15 protein-coding genes are annotated in these 14,151 nt (G+C 51.4%); 3 read left to right on the top strand and 12 right to left on the bottom strand.

The annotated features are described in order from the left end of the window. Nucleotides 1-219: 219 nt before the first annotated feature. From ACGHEN_RS04465 to ACGHEN_RS04415, 11 genes are all read right to left on the bottom strand, one after another. Complete coding sequence (locus tag ACGHEN_RS04465) at nucleotides 220-669, bottom strand: hypothetical protein (protein WP_055251170.1); 450 nt, start codon at nucleotides 667-669, stop codon at nucleotides 220-222. Then, nucleotides 666-1,058: a helix-turn-helix transcriptional regulator gene (locus ACGHEN_RS04460; protein ID WP_055251172.1), complete on the bottom strand. Its 393-nt coding sequence runs from the start codon at nucleotides 1,056-1,058 to the stop codon at nucleotides 666-668. The genes ACGHEN_RS04465 and ACGHEN_RS04460 overlap by 4 nt, the downstream gene beginning before the upstream one ends. Before the next feature lie 39 nt (nucleotides 1,059-1,097). Beyond that, complete coding sequence (locus ACGHEN_RS04455) at nucleotides 1,098-1,505, bottom strand: hypothetical protein (protein WP_390397563.1); 408 nt, start codon at nucleotides 1,503-1,505, stop codon at nucleotides 1,098-1,100. A gap of 534 nt (nucleotides 1,506-2,039) precedes the next feature. Next, nucleotides 2,040-2,186, bottom strand: coding sequence for a hypothetical protein (locus ACGHEN_RS04450; RefSeq protein WP_271730412.1), 147 nt, complete (start codon nucleotides 2,184-2,186; stop codon nucleotides 2,040-2,042). 229 nt (nucleotides 2,187-2,415) lie between these two features. Beyond that, a complete protein-coding gene (locus tag ACGHEN_RS04445; protein ID WP_349088065.1) occupies nucleotides 2,416-3,081 on the bottom strand; it encodes an RloB family protein in 666 nt (221 codons plus the stop codon). A gap of 1 nt (nucleotide 3,082) precedes the next feature. Continuing rightward, a complete protein-coding gene (locus ACGHEN_RS04440; protein ID WP_390397561.1) occupies nucleotides 3,083-4,300 on the bottom strand; it encodes an ATP/GTP-binding protein in 1,218 nt (405 codons plus the stop codon). A 345-nt stretch (nucleotides 4,301-4,645) separates the two neighbouring features. Next, a complete protein-coding gene (locus ACGHEN_RS04435; RefSeq protein ID WP_390397559.1) occupies nucleotides 4,646-5,587 on the bottom strand; it encodes a reverse transcriptase domain-containing protein in 942 nt (313 codons plus the stop codon). After that, entirely contained in the window at nucleotides 5,571-6,578 is a 1,008-nt protein-coding gene (locus ACGHEN_RS04430; RefSeq protein ID WP_390397556.1) for a retron St85 family effector protein, read from the bottom strand. Before ACGHEN_RS04430 ends, ACGHEN_RS04435 begins: the two co-directional genes overlap by 17 nt. Before the next feature lie 440 nt (nucleotides 6,579-7,018). Beyond that, a complete protein-coding gene (locus ACGHEN_RS04425) occupies nucleotides 7,019-7,291 on the bottom strand; it encodes a hypothetical protein (protein ID WP_271737844.1) in 273 nt (90 codons plus the stop codon). 354 nt (nucleotides 7,292-7,645) lie between these two features. Beyond that, nucleotides 7,646-8,947: a nucleotidyltransferase gene (locus ACGHEN_RS04420; RefSeq protein ID WP_390397553.1), complete on the bottom strand. Its 1,302-nt coding sequence runs from the start codon at nucleotides 8,945-8,947 to the stop codon at nucleotides 7,646-7,648. 14 nt (nucleotides 8,948-8,961) lie between these two features. Next, nucleotides 8,962-9,531: an SLATT domain-containing protein gene (locus ACGHEN_RS04415; RefSeq protein ID WP_390397550.1), complete on the bottom strand. Its 570-nt coding sequence runs from the start codon at nucleotides 9,529-9,531 to the stop codon at nucleotides 8,962-8,964. 116 nt (nucleotides 9,532-9,647) lie between these two features. Between ACGHEN_RS04415 and ACGHEN_RS04410 the strand changes: the two genes are divergently transcribed. The 3 genes from ACGHEN_RS04410 to ACGHEN_RS04400 all read left to right on the top strand — a co-directional run bounded on the left by ACGHEN_RS04410 (nucleotide 9,648) and on the right by ACGHEN_RS04400 (nucleotide 13,249). Beyond that, nucleotides 9,648-10,331 carry a hypothetical protein gene (locus ACGHEN_RS04410; RefSeq protein WP_390397548.1) on the top strand — a complete coding sequence of 228 codons (684 nt, stop codon included), beginning with the start codon at nucleotides 9,648-9,650 and terminating at the stop codon, nucleotides 10,329-10,331. A gap of 217 nt (nucleotides 10,332-10,548) precedes the next feature. Beyond that, nucleotides 10,549-11,220 (top strand): hypothetical protein, encoded by a 672-nt coding sequence (locus tag ACGHEN_RS04405; protein ID WP_390397545.1) that lies wholly within the window; start codon nucleotides 10,549-10,551, stop codon nucleotides 11,218-11,220. A 184-nt stretch (nucleotides 11,221-11,404) separates the two neighbouring features. Further along, on the top strand, nucleotides 11,405-13,249 hold the full coding sequence (locus ACGHEN_RS04400; RefSeq protein ID WP_390397543.1) for an RICIN domain-containing protein: 1,845 nt from the start codon (nucleotides 11,405-11,407) through the stop codon (nucleotides 13,247-13,249). On the opposite strand, the gene ACGHEN_RS04395 is transcribed toward ACGHEN_RS04400, so the two are convergent. Next, a complete protein-coding gene (locus ACGHEN_RS04395) occupies nucleotides 13,246-14,142 on the bottom strand; it encodes a beta-1,6-N-acetylglucosaminyltransferase (RefSeq protein ID WP_390397541.1) in 897 nt (298 codons plus the stop codon). The two genes, ACGHEN_RS04400 and ACGHEN_RS04395, sit on opposite strands and share 4 nt — an antisense overlap. Nucleotides 14,143-14,151: the final 9 nt, after the last annotated feature.

Raw genomic sequence — 14,151 nt, 5'->3', positions numbered from 1 at the left:
GCACCCCTGTCGTTGAAATCGCTTTCACCATGATACCCGTGCGGAGCTACATGCGTGTCGCAAGACGGGACGTCACGGTCAATTTAGCTGTCGCAGCACGGGCATCGCAGGGCTTCAACTAGAAACTTCGAAATATAAATGCCGAATCAGTCAGACTACCGATTCGGCACCCCGTTACATTTGCACACAGCGGCAGGCAAAATCCAACTCGAGAACAACTTACTCACTTTGAAAAGATGCATCGCTGTCCGCTGCCAATTCCGAAGGAAGAATTGCCGGCAGCGTCAAAGCCCCCATGGGCGAAAGTCCAGTAACGACCATCAGATAGCTCTTAGCGTGACCATACGCCATGGAAATCGCATTAGAGAGAAGATAACGGCGCGCTTCATCGTCTGAAATGTCGAACGGCATTTTTGTTGACACCGAAATAGCAACCGTCACATCAGCGCGCATTTTTTCCTTTGCATCGTCCCTATCAATCAGACTGCCACACACATACAGCTTTAAGTCTGCACGCTCGCCCGCCTTGTTCCTCAATAGATGGACGTCCTGATAACTAACGTCAACTTTTAAATCCATATTCTGGGAGGGCTCATTCTCGATATGAAAAGTTGAGTCGACAACAAACAAATGAACAACCTGAATAGGCGCAATGAAATCCTTGCTCATGCAGCCAAACCTCCCGGAATCATCTCAAAGTTCAATCGTTTCGCCGAGCAGTCGCTGTTAAATGAAGACCATTGTTCTCGGACAGAGTTATTAGACGAAGAAAACGGCGCCTCATTCGAATAACTGGAAATGACCTGAGGAATGATTTTGATACCCAACGCAAGCTCAAACTTTGCGATTGTTTTCAGCGTCATGTTGGGCTGAGAATTCAACAATTTCGAAAGCGACTGAAGACTCACGCCCATACGCTTTGCCAGCTCACTTTTACTCAAGCCCGAGCGCTGCATCTCGCGATGAACAATAAACTCAATATCTAGTGCGTGCTCATAGGCACGGGTTTCGCTCGTTTCCGTTTCCGCGTAAAAGTCTGATAAATCGACCTTAACCATTACAAGTCTCCGTTTCGTAAGCGGGCAAAAAAGCCGACGCTATGACTCCAAAAGCTGCTTTGCTATCGGGGCCAACTGTTTTGCGCGTTTAATTTCTTTGGAAATATTTCCCGAGCCTTGATGGCCCTTAAACCAAAAAAGCAAAACAATCTTGTCCACGCCTTGGCAAATCGCGTAGACCATTTCTCGATTAACCCCATCAAAACCCTTGAGTTCGTATAGTCCAATCTTAGGCTCGATACATCGAAGCTTTGACGTTCCACTGACATCCTTTAGCCCGTAGTCATAGACTTTTGAAATCTGATTGATCATTTTACGGGCGGTAAACTTCGTTTTAGGATCAGACATCATCTTCTGAAATTGAGAGTTCTCAGGGGAGGTGGTTAGTTCCCAAAAAGGTCGTCCCTCGGGATCAGCATATTCGACAAGCTCATAGTCACTAGCCAAAGGCCACCCCCTCCGCTTCAGATGAAACCATATATGATTAACTTATAAGTTAAGTTTAATCAAATTCAAATACAGGGCAAGCCCCAAGCCAAGTTCAAGTAATCTGCATTATTAACTCAGAGAAATGTGGGACAGAAGCGGCAGAAACTACATTGGCAAATAAGGCCCCCCGCGAAGTGCCCGAACTATTATGGGGACCAACAACATACCTAGGAAGACGAAAGTAAGGCACGCAACCGCCCAGTCACCGTGGCCGGTCTTAGGGAGCGCGGCGGCTTGCGTTGTTGCGGGCTTGGTCTTTTTGGTTGTCTTGGTCGCAGGCGTCTTGATGGACGCGGGCGCGGGCTTGGCGTCCGACTTGGGCGACGAATCAGGCGTGAGGGGCGGGTTTTCGCTGGGCTTGGTCTCATCACCGGGCTTTTCTTCGCTACCGGGCTTTGTATCCCCCGTGGGATTGCCACCGGTGGGCTCATCGATACCGGGCTGGGTCTTCCCCGCCGGCGGCTGGGCGCCTGTGGGTTCAATTACCACATGCTAAGCAACGGCCCCGCTGGCATCCATAACACAGGCGGTACCAAAGGCCCCGCCCATCGGCGTCACAAACTGCGCCGACGTAAGTGAGCCACTCTCGCAGGCAGCATCGGCTATGGCGCCGGTCGCGTCCACCCAGGAGGCGTCCACGGCAAACTGGCCATCGGAGGCGTACAGGCCAAAGAAGCAGCAGTCCTCACCCGATCCGCTGCTAGCAGCAGCAACGTGCGAGCCCGTAGGTTGACTGCGTCAATACCGCTAGATTCGGCCTAGTATCCTATCGGGTCCCAAAAGGTCAATCCAGTTAAAGACGGCAGGCAGCCCGAAACAACATCTTTCATGAATCTCCAGTCCCATCAAGCCCGATCGAACTTGACCGTCAAACCAGATACGGCCCAATCACATCAAATATCTCGCCAACCTTAGTTGAAGGGTTTTGCGCAGATGGCTTAATGTTACCCAGTTCCCTATGGTACGCGACGAGGCGCCCAGCACGCTGCAATGCTTCGCCTCGCCTATCATCCACTGCCCCAAACATCCCGTCAAGGTTCTTGCGGTACTCGATGCCCAAATTCTTCGACATCTCCTGCGCGAGGGCATGCTGGCAGTCGGACGCGGACATATGCGCGGTCGTGTAGCGAAAGTGCAAAAGCGGCCACAGCTCGAAACAGGGGTTGGACCACAACGCGTGGAAGGTCCTCGAACCATCAGAGAGCTCGTTGCACTTACGTTCCATCGCGTCGAAGTCGGACGCAGGGAAGTCATCCTTGTCATACACGAGCCACACGTGGTCGAACGTCTCGGGCGCATAGAGGCAGTGTTCGACGGCGAAGTCGAGCAGGTCGAGAGTATGTTTGCCAGTCCCCTTAACGACTACGGCAACCTTCCGCTCGTTTGCTGCGCCCAACGCGGCGCGCACGCCCTCGAAGTAGCGAGGCTCAGTCTCCTTGCCCTCGGTCACCACGAGATGGCGCGTCATCTGTACCATGCGAGAGCGTCCCTCGCGCTTGCCGCTGCGCCAGTCCCTCGACTTTTTCGCGGCCATACTAATCCCACTCCTCAATGCGCGTGAGATACGGGTCGGCACCATAGCGGCCAGACAGGTACTGCTTGTCGAATGCCGCGTTCTTGCTGACCAGGTTGCCATTTGACTCGTGGATGTCGGCGAGCGACCATAGCTGGCTCGCCTCCCCCTCGCCGCGTGCAGCGAACCATATCTCGTCACGGCGGAAGACATCGTTTCGCATGGTTGACACATCCTGGGACGAGAAGATGAGCTGCGCGCCACTCTTGTTGACCTCAGGATCCTTAAACAGCAGAATCACATAGCGAAGAAGCTTCGGGTGCAGTTTGGCGTCGAGCTCGTCTACCACAACGGTGCCACCACGCTCAAGCGCTGTCATCAGATACGCAGCCAACCCCATGAGCTTCTGGGTACCGGCAGATTCCTCGGATAAACGCAGCTCGTACGCCTTGCCGCTCACCTTGTGCCTCACGAAGACGCGCTGGCCGCGCCACTCCGGCGCCCTCTCCACTCTGAAGCCATCAATACGCACATCAACGGCGCGCAAAAAACGCGTGACCTCGCGCGAGTCGCCCTCGTCGAGCATTTGCTCGAGCATCCGCTCCAGGTAGGAACTGTTGTAGTTGAGAAACACGGCGTCGAGAAACCAGCTGGCCGCCTCCTGGACCACCGGCGCATCGAAGTTGATGCAAAGGAACGATAGGTACGGCAGGCTCGGGTTGAACCTCGCAGCCGTCACAAGCTTACGCAGTGTGGGGCCGAGTTCAACCTTTGTATCCTCGCGCTCGAACAGCATCGCCGTACGCGACGCTCCCAATTTACGCCGCCACAGCCCTTCGGACATGATCTCATCGGCGTGTACAGACAGAACATAGCGGTACTCATGCTCACCCGCGCGGTAATAGAGCTCGAACTCGGTGGGCTCGGCAGCAGACACGTCATCGAACTCAAACGCCGAACAACGGGCTATCAAGGGGAGATCACTCTCTGGTGCATCAGCGCTAGCAGACAGCAGTCTAATTGGTCTGGCCACCGCCGAACGAACGTAGTCAAGAGCCTCGAGCAGATTAGACTTGCCGCCAGCGTTGGGCCCGTACACCGCAGCCACCGGAAGGAAACTCTGCCCGTCGGAGCACTCGATGAGGGAACGCTCAAACTCCTTCATCGGCATCGCCTGCATGGAAAGCTCAGCCTCGTCGCGATAGGACCGATAGTTCTTAAAGGTGAACTGACAAAGCATGGTACTCAACATTCCTTTCATTATTTTGAAAAGATATATCAGAGTTTTTCTTTGATTATAGACTTTAAGTAGTCTAAATCAAGTGCTTGCCACACCAATGACAGCAGGCGCACGGTGCCAAACCGAGCATACTCGACCATCCCATTGTCGGAATGGCGTTTAGCTAGCACGTCACACATTACATGCATGAAAAAAGGGCAACACTCTCTAACAGAAGGCGTCACCCTTAAAGCTCCCAAAGAGCTTTTGTATATTGCTATATAGAATATGCAACCGATTCGAGAGTGGTTCAAAAAGCTAACCGAAACAACCGTCACGTGACCCCCACAGAGGGTCACCTAACAATTACCCATAGGCGAGCTCCACTAACGCTGGCATAACGCCTCCACTAGACACAGCCTTACCATAGCTCGCGTACTTAGCTAAAAGTGCATTGCAATACTCCGGTTCAACCTGTTTACAAAAGCTCAAGTGGCCTAAAACGCGATGGGCATGATTACGATCGCACTCGCGCATAAGCACCTGGTATAAAGAGCGCTTTAGCTCTGCTTTTCTTTGAGGCCCCAGTCGAAGGACGCCATCGCAGTCGAGATAGATGCCCGTGATTTTACGTAGGTGCCCTCGTCCAAAACAACGAGTTTTGTCATTATTCAAATCAAAACCCTTTAGCCGTAGGCGGTCACCAACAAAAGTTGAAATCTCCGCAGAGTCTATCCATTCAGTTGATGAAATGCAGATGTCGTCAGAGTATCGCGAGTAGACGAATCTTTCGCCTAGTCTAGCTGCAATCTCATGATCAAACGAAGCCATTATGCGATTGGCAATAAAGGGCGAACACGGAGAACCCGTTGCAAGAGAACCCCGATAACATGATAAAGCTACGAGAAGATCGACATCGTCTGCAGTAAGACGCGAGCGAGATTCAGCGTTTGTCGACCGATACGTTCCCCCTGAAAACAAATTCCTGACCATTTGCTGAGTGCAGGACTCAAAGAAATGGCAAATATCAAGCAGAAGAAAATGGCTGCTCTTAGCATGGAGCCCGGCATTACGGCAGACGCTTGAGCCCTTTTCGTAGGCTGTAGCGTAAGGAAGATCTATATCAAACTCAGTATTTATATAATCCGAAATCCAACATTGGACGAGCTTCAAATCTGGCCGAGGCGCAACAATCTTTCTTCCACCGGCTAAAAAACTGTGGTACTTATCTGTCGTTGAGCTCGCAAGGTCCAGTAGCTGGCGATTTGTCATTCCAAGATCGAAGCAAATTCTATCCGCAATAGACACCGGCAACGCCTCCATACCCCATTGATCTCTTACGAAGGATTACCCGCGCCCTCATGTTTGAGAAATCTTGGTCTTCGCTTCCCTTAAACATGAAATAGGAATCGAGGTGTATCGTGCTTTTAATCAGATAATCCGGACCCCTATTGCATCTCACTTTAGAAACAAGACCGGTAGCTCTCATCATGCAGCAAACATCCGACCAAGATATCGGAACGCCGGCATTTTTCATATCCGCATTTAAAATGGGCGAGTATATTTTGAGCTTACTAGCACGGAAGCCTTTGGCCGCACAGTATATCGTTCGTAAATCGGTCTCTGACATGGGGCCCAATATTTGAAGCAAATCAAGTAACTCGTGGACGAGCGAGCCCACGTTAATCTTGGACTCATCTCGATTGATCATCTTTCTAGCGGCCTTTAAGCCAGCCTTGCCCCGCTTAGTAGCATTAACACCAATGAGGGGTCTTAGTTCAGAAACAAAGCGGCACAAGTCAGGCGAAGACATTGGGTTATTTAAGTCTAAGTAAAAGACTTTGTTAAGCGAAGAGTCGCCTGTGGCTATTTCTTTCACTGGCCCATCAATCAAGAAGCTCCGAGAGCCCTTATATTGCTTTCCAACAGCAACAGAGGTGATCAAAGCAGCATGAGGCAAAGCAGAGAAAGCGCCCAACTCGCAAAAAGATCCACAGCTCTCTGCAAAAATCAATATCCAGTCAGATATGTCGGCAAGCATGGCCTCTTGCTGAAGTAAATTAAGTCTCGAACCGTCCATTTCCGCCGCTACGTCTTCGGCGGTAAGACAAAAAACGTTTTTTAAAGCCTCGGTGTGATTGTTGGACACATAAGCTCTAAAGAATCGTCGAGAGGAATGCAGGCTCTGATCACCGCCGCAGGGAAAGATAAACAAGGGCAGTTTATTAACGTCACGATAAACCCTCAGATGACTTCTCAGGATATTCAAATCAGTTTTACTGATACAGTCGCAGAGCATTGCACCTCGATTCCAATAAGGACAAGGCCGCACAGTCCGTGCATATGGTTATTCCGTAGGCACGGTTTCGGGTCCGTGGCTACGGAATAACCATATGCACGGACCCGAATTGGTAAAAACGTCTCAGTCCATCTTTAACAGAGGACTCGCTCCAGTCGGGGCAATCAATGACTAGCTGCGACCTTGTCCCCAGTAACTTTACCATCAATTTGTGTCTTAGGCTGGATATTGGCCGTCTTTAAATCCCACGGCAGACATATGCGCTCGCTCTTGGCTATATTTGTCGTCACCACAAATAACGACAGTCCTAAACCAAACCCGAATCAAACATCAGCAGAGCCGCGACGTTGCGCCAAGTTCCACCATCAAGTGAACATCACATTTATGCGCCCTGTCTACAAAAGCAATATCAATATTTGCAAAAATCGGAGTTAAATTCCCTAGCCAACAACCGTCCAATCACTACCGGCAGTACTCGAAATCTTTGAAGAATCACCGTTGCACACGATGGTCGCCGAAGCGCCGGGCACATACTTGACCTCAAGAACGGAAACGCCTTGTTCCTTAAGCTTCGAGGTCATCTCGGTTATCTGGGTTTTACTCACATCATTTTTGCTAACCAGCTTGACACCATTGGCATCATTTTCAAGCAGGCAGGATACTGCCGTTTTGTAATCGGACCAATTAACAGTACTCTCCAGAAAGCCATCCAAGCTCGATGGCACATATCGAACCGGTCACAGAAACCGTCATTGGACGCAAACCGTAGCGCTGCCTTTCCTCAAATTCCAGAACATCGCAAAAGACGCGGTCAGCATTAAGCAATCTCGTTCCACAATAGTCCCCGTAAAATGGCGCAAAGTGATTGCGGATAGCCCGCGACAACATCCAGTTGTCGCAGAAACGTCAAAGGGCCGTTGCCGGAAAACCGAACAACGACCCTTCTTTGTCATCGCCTCACGTAGAGTCCACGACGGCTATATCACTGAGAACATCTTACAGCGACGCTTATCGACCCAGCTGGGCGATAATCAAACCAGATCAAAGAACGCAATTCGTGCTTTGAGCTAACTGATAGGAACTTCAATTCTAGATCGTGCTATACAAACGCCGTTCCTAACCGCATAGCACTCGACATAATGTGGGCCAACAAAATCAGTCTTCTCGTCATGGAAGCCATCTTTATTGCCACGTTGAATTTCGCCTCGGATGCAGTTTCTCTGAAATGCCGCTTCACCGCGGTTGCGAACTTTCCAGTAAAAAGAGCAATCCCTAAAAGAAGCAGCATTGACAACAAAGAAATGAAGCGAGCGCTTTCGTAGTAAAGGACAATGTCTAGACAACATATCCCTAAGTAATGAGGGCCTAAAACCATGTTGTATAACTTGGCAATCGATTTCCATCGAACGACGAATATCAACCTTAAATTGGTCCTCGACAAATCGCTCATCAATGGCCACGCCATACTTGGAAGCAAATTGGGCTTCTTCACTATCGGAAGAACCATCGACAACAGCTTCGGAAAACGACTTTCCAAATAAATCAATGAGAACTTGCTCTTTTTCATCAGAGCTAGTGGCATCAATTAGTTTTCCATGAGCTTTCTTGGCTTTTGGTACAAACGCCCCATTGTCATCATTCGTAACCTGTTGGTTGCTGCCCAGAGCATGCCAAAAAGATTGTTCGCAATCTTGCTCGGACAAAAATTTAAAGAGGTCGGACAAGAGATCATACGGGTCGCTGGAACGGTCTTTCTGATTATAAAAACTATTAACAAGAGTATCGATGAGCAAGCCCTTAAAATGAAATCCAAGAGTATTTTTCCAAACCCTTAGAGCATTGCAGAGCCTTTTGCCATCTCCATCGGTCCTTTCAAATAGAACAGAACAGGCATCTTGCTCAGGAATAGGATCCGTCTTTTTCCAAGACCCACCATCATTTGAATCGGGATAATTGAACGATCCGTCGTCCTGCTCAAAAGCAGGAACCAAATCAATCGAATAAAACCTATCAGTGAAGTTAATCACTACAGCTTGTCCGTCACCTTTTATGTCAGTCTTGGAGTAACGGCTTTTAATTGTTTTTTTGACTTCTTGGAGAAGCGCCGACTGCCCATTAGAGTCATAGGCATTGAATCTCGTATAAACTTCCTGCGGCAGTACAAACAAAAGGTCAAGATCGCTAGTTTCGGAAACAGCAGTTTGCCGACCAACTGATCCAACCACAAGACAATGATCATCGACAGAATCCAAATCGTAGTATTTTTTGTTCAATAATTTCGTCAATGACTCAATCGACGATTGATACTCACTCAATGAATCAAGCGAAATTGATTCGAAGAAATTCTCAAAAGATTGCTTTTCGTCCATGTTGGTCCCTTCAGTTATCTAACCAGATCCCTCAATCCAACAGGGAGAATCTGTTCTATCTCTACCGGAGAAAACCCACAGTTGCCCGCCTTAATGCTTTCACGGGCCTTTGAATAGGCTTTGGGATTTGTCATAGGGCTTTTTGCGTAAATTGAAGCAACTTCCTTTTGAAAAGAATCGCGACGAGATCTGATTTCCGCCAAATCAAATGAGCGGCTGTCAGCAAGAAGTGATAGATACCCCTGAAGAATCACCCAAATTGCATCTGCGGTAGCGCCATGACAATTTGCCCTCTCGCTCAAGTTTGCCCCTTTAAGATAAATTGTTATTGCTAGACTGATGACAGATAGCCCGGCGGCAACCAGCGCCGCAATTTCCATTCCAGATAGCCAGATACTTACAAAGCCACAAGCGGAAACCGATGTCAAAACAGTCTGCATTACGGATAAACGGTTGTTGAGTCCGTTGGCGCTGTCTGCCGCAACGAGCTGCGTCTTATACGTATATAAAAGATTTGCATAAGCCTCAGCTATTTGCAGTAAGAGCCTGCGGCTTTCATCAAACTCTTCAGCGGTTGTTTCCATTGCTATCCTCCAAACAGTCAGTGTTTTTCTAAAAGGATAGGACGCCGCGAGGACAAAAAATATTGCACAATAAGGCGGACATTAACCCCGAGATTCGAGTACCAGAAGTGAGCCATATGCATAGCCCCATTGATAGCGAAAACTACGTCAAGCCCATCCTTGGCAGGACCAAAATCGATATCTGGGAGTGTTATGCAAGACATGTTCTGCAATTTATCGATAGCAACAAATATGGCAATTTGGCTTACAGCGACAAACCGGATCTGATCGATCGGGCGCAGTCCCTAGGCATCGAGGTAACAGCTTCCCAATCGCAAGACAGCAGAAAGGCAGAATCCCTCTATTCCAAACTCCTATACGAGAATGATTCTTCTCAGGAAAAACGCCGAATCGAACTTATTGAGCAATGTGGAGCGCATTTCGAAAAAGGAGTCCTGTTTGGTCCAAATGGTACGGATTCATTCGAGCCGATTATTGAAGCTCTTCGCAAAAAGCTGGACAGACTCGACTCTGGTGACTACGAACTCTTTAGGAGAAACGAGTTGTTTGTCAGATCCAATATTCTTGCTGACGAGGAAATGCTTCGCGAAGCGCTCTCCAACATGAAAAAAGAATCCCGAGATCACTCATGGCACTTCGTATCTGTTATCGTCTCGGTCCCTGGATACAATTACATTTTCGACCTCGATGCATCGACATGCGTATCCCTTGAATTCGGATACGCAGACCAGTATCGAATTGCTCTTGAAGCAAACAAGGAAGTGAACATCGCAGAGTCAAGCCGAGCTGAGTTACTATAACCGATCAACTAGCAGACCATTTCGCAGCAGGTCGGAATAAAGCCCCCAGAGTTCTTTGCTGTACAAGCCTCAGAGTCCCAATGAGCCAGCACACCCAAGCGGCGCAGGTCCACGTCAATCCGGCACGAAGGTTTTGAGAATTTCTCTTATCTTGGCAATGAGAAAACGGGGCACACACAAGGTGACCCGGGCACCTCCACCCAAGAAAGGATCCGCCATGTCAAAAGACGACATCGAGTACCTTCTAAAATTCGCTCCCAGGGAGGCATACGTCGACGACTTGATAAACGGTCGCCTCTACATGAACGCGGCCGGCTACTATCATGGCCTGCCTGGCGAGCAGGGCGATCCGCTCGAGGCGTCCATGGCTCCCGGGGTGTGCCTCTACAGATATACTTCCCTGCCCATCTACTGCATGTACACGGTCCGCGAGAACGATATCGTCAACAACACTGTGAAAATCCCGAAACGCATGATCCAGGAGTTCGGATGCGAGGACGGATGGATCGGCATTGTGCAGTACGCCAGCTTCGCGCGCCTCGCCGACAGACACATTGCCGAAGGCGGAAGCATCTACGCCCACGGTCCCATCTCCTACGGCGTCCCTGGGCCAAAACTGATCCGCGAGATCTTTGGGGGCATCCCGCACAATCTCGTTATCAAAACGCCCAAGTATGCATATCAGAAGGAGTATCGAATCATCGGGTCGCGTCCGGTCGAATGTCGCCTTTTACCAGACGAGAATCACCCGGGCTGCAAAATTGAAAAATACGACCACGCAGAACTTGACCTAAGCAGCAGCCTAGCGGACTTTTCCTGGAAGGTCTCGGTGGCGAGTCTCGAAGAAGCGCGAGACGGCCTCATGCTGGATTTGCCGCATCAGGCATAGTCAGCCCAACGCGATCCACAACGTCACCGGGCAACCAACCACCCCTCCCCCTCCCCAACATTCCCCAGAAAGTTCGCTGATGTTGACTGGGGTTCCCGTAAAATTAACCCTTACAAAATATGTGCGGAGTGCTGGCCTGGAGCTGCCTTCGGACCCTATTGGCTGCTCACCGAGAGGCTCCGCTATGAAACGACCCCTTTACTACCTGCTCTGCGCGATCGCGTGCACATCCATGGTCGGCGCGACGATGCCCATGGCAGCCATCGCGGAAGCCATCCAGCCTCAGGCAACAGCCGAGCAGCAGGCACAAGCCAACGCCGCGAACGGAGACACAGGCAAGGCTGAAGACGGCATCAACACAAATGCGACAGCAGACACCGCAGAGGACAGCACCGCAACATCCACCGGCACCAGCGCAGTCAACACGGAAAGCGCCGACGCCACCACCGCCGCAGCCGGCACGGCCACCACAGCCCCCGCCCCATCCCTCCGCGCCCAAGCCAACGGCACGCCCGCCGCAATCTCCACCACGTCACAAACCGGCTACGCCCACTCCGCCACCGCAAGCCAAAACGGCGTCACCTTCACCGTCTCGTGGAACGACGCCCCCGCGGGCACCGCGACGACCTTCCACATAACCCAGACCAACGGCTCGTCCCAGGCCAAGGCGCGCATGGACGTGCCCACCTATTGGGACGGCGGCAGCCATGAGAGCGCCTGCGACCCGTCGCGCCCGGCATGGGCCAGCTACTGCAGCCTGGGCACCGCGGGCCACGACTTTACCTTTGACTTCACGGCATCGGGCACGTACCGCATCCACTTCTACTTTATGGACAACGACAGAAACGACCCCCAAAACGACAAGGGAATCTACTACCTGCGCACCACGGCGGAGGTGACTGTAAACGACGCCGCCCGCCCAAGCGTCACGCAGATCGTCAACAACGCCGTGGACCTGTGCAGGCAACAGACAAACGGCTCGGAATACGACATGGCGCTGTGGCTCCACGACTGGACGCTCGACCAGTTGGAGCACGACCACAACCTCAACTGGTGCTCGGCCGAGAGCGGCCTCACGCGCCACCAGGGCACCTGCGAGAGCTACCAGCGTATCTACTCCAAGCTCCTTGACGCCGCGGGCATCGCCAACGGCCGCATCACAGGCAACGGCCACACCTGGAACGCCGTAAAGATCGACGGCAAATGGTGCCAGATGGACCTGACCTGGGACGACACCAGCGACAACTGGTACGGAGACCTGGACCAGCGCCATCTGTACTTTGGCCTGACCGACGAGCTCATGGCAATCGCCCACTCCGACCACACGGCAAACTACCAGAAGGACGGCTACGCCTACCGCTCGACCGACCTGTCCAACAATTACTTTGTACGAAATGGCAAGGCAGATGAATGGGTCGAGAAGTATGCCGACCGCATTCAGCAGCACCTAGATGCCAGGGAAGAGAGCTTTTCCATTGACGCCGACAACCAGTTGTTTCCGCCCAGCATCTCGGGGATTCAGAACGGGATTGTTGCGTATGCGATGAATCAGAGGAGGTGGAAAGTCCAAGGCGCCAAGGTTGTGCTGGCCGCAACCTCCAATGTCGCTACTCTGCCGAACAGCACATTGACAGTAAAGTACGACTGCACTGCCAAATATCAAGCCGCTCAAGTAAAGCCAGTGCAGAGCGTCCCCGACGGCGAATACATGATCTGCAACAGAGGGCTGGGCACGGCGATGCTCGATATCTCAGGAGCCTCGAGGTCCAACGGCGCCAACGCCCAGCTATGGGAGGCCAACGGCTCGGGGGCCCAGCGGTTCATGATCTCCTACGACGAGTGCGCGGGCGCCTACGAGATCATGTGCGCGGCGTCGGGGCTAGCGCTCGACGTGGATTGCGCCGACTTCTCGAGCGGCGCCAACGTCCAGCTGTACGAGTCGAACGGCTCGGCAGCGCAAAGCTGGAGGCTGGCAGCAACTGGCAGAAACCCATTGTCGGACCGGCACGGAGAAGCCACGAAGGATTAGCAGACGAGCTGTTCAACCGCTCGAACGATATCGGAATCGATCTCGAAGTCGAACTTTCTGGCGAACATCATCTTTGAATCCGAAATCGAATCTAGATCATCCATAGACAACACTCGCGGGGACTCGTCCTCGCCCCAATCAATCATGCGCATGATGCCGTCCGTATTGTCCTCCCCGGGCATTCGATAGAAATCGAACCGCTTGCTTGTATTCCAGGCAAAGGTCTGCAGAAACAATTCGTCACCGCACATAGAATCCCAGAAAACTGACCGTACCAGAGAAGCGTTCTCTACGACGTATCGAGCGAGCTCATCAGTTATAGAGAACCAGTTGTCGCCTTTCATCAGCTTAAGGCCTTCAGCAGGCTTCCTATAGAGTTGCAGAAGCCTCGCCAAAAGACTGTCCACCTTTCGCAAAAAAATTTGGGTCTTGCTCTTCCCGAAGGCGTTCCAGATTACATGGCCGCCGATCCTACTCCCATAGTCCCTATTGTGGTTTTCGAAACGAACAAACTCCTTGCCCCCGCAGGAATCGAAGAAAGAATGGATCCGATCCTGGCTCTTGATGGGAAGGTCTTGCCCGCTCAAAAGGTGATAGTAGGTGTAACGCCCCTTGTCAACAGCGGCGTTGAGCAGGCCAAGCTCACAGGCGATTTGCGAGTAGCCTCCCCATGTGACGCTAATACGGGGAACGAAAAAGATTCCCGCCTTATCAATGGAAGCCAGCGCTCTGTTTTCATCCCATCCGGTATTCTTAGCATCCATGTGGATGAAGATATCGTTCCGGGGGTCATCAAGGGTCCTCAGAAGCGTACGGAGGGTCTCGTCATCCTTATGAGCCATGACGAGATATGCATGCTTGCATCCAGTAAACACGATTTTGTCCTCAGCCATGACAGTTCC

Source organism: Collinsella sp. i06-0019-1H4 (genome assembly GCF_042849575.1).
GTDB lineage: Bacteria > Actinomycetota > Coriobacteriia > Coriobacteriales > Coriobacteriaceae > Collinsella.
Note: the sequence above shows the minus strand (reverse complement) of the source record. Positions and strands in the feature narration are given on the sequence as shown.

What these genes read in the sequence shown, in the direction of transcription:
- ACGHEN_RS04465 (WP_055251170.1), bottom strand. Translation starts at nt 669, where the DNA reads ATGAGCAAGGATTTCATTGCGCCTATTCAGGTTGTTCATTTGTTTGTT.
- ACGHEN_RS04460 (WP_055251172.1), bottom strand. Translation starts at nt 1,058, where the DNA reads ATGGTTAAGGTCGATTTATCAGACTTTTACGCGGAAACGGAAACGAGC.
- ACGHEN_RS04445 (WP_349088065.1), bottom strand. Translation starts at nt 3,081, where the DNA reads ATGGCCGCGAAAAAGTCGAGGGACTGGCGCAGCGGCAAGCGCGAGGGA.
- ACGHEN_RS04440 (WP_390397561.1), bottom strand. Translation starts at nt 4,300, where the DNA reads ATGCTTTGTCAGTTCACCTTTAAGAACTATCGGTCCTATCGCGACGAG.
- ACGHEN_RS04430 (WP_390397556.1), bottom strand. Translation starts at nt 6,578, where the DNA reads ATGCTCTGCGACTGTATCAGTAAAACTGATTTGAATATCCTGAGAAGT.
- ACGHEN_RS04420 (WP_390397553.1), bottom strand. Translation starts at nt 8,947, where the DNA reads ATGGACGAAAAGCAATCTTTTGAGAATTTCTTCGAATCAATTTCGCTT.
- ACGHEN_RS04415 (WP_390397550.1), bottom strand. Translation starts at nt 9,531, where the DNA reads ATGGAAACAACCGCTGAAGAGTTTGATGAAAGCCGCAGGCTCTTACTG.
- ACGHEN_RS04410 (WP_390397548.1), top strand. Translation starts at nt 9,648, where the DNA reads ATGCATAGCCCCATTGATAGCGAAAACTACGTCAAGCCCATCCTTGGC.
- ACGHEN_RS04405 (WP_390397545.1), top strand. Translation starts at nt 10,549, where the DNA reads ATGTCAAAAGACGACATCGAGTACCTTCTAAAATTCGCTCCCAGGGAG.
- ACGHEN_RS04400 (WP_390397543.1), top strand. Translation starts at nt 11,405, where the DNA reads ATGAAACGACCCCTTTACTACCTGCTCTGCGCGATCGCGTGCACATCC.
- ACGHEN_RS04395 (WP_390397541.1), bottom strand. Translation starts at nt 14,142, where the DNA reads ATGGCTGAGGACAAAATCGTGTTTACTGGATGCAAGCATGCATATCTC.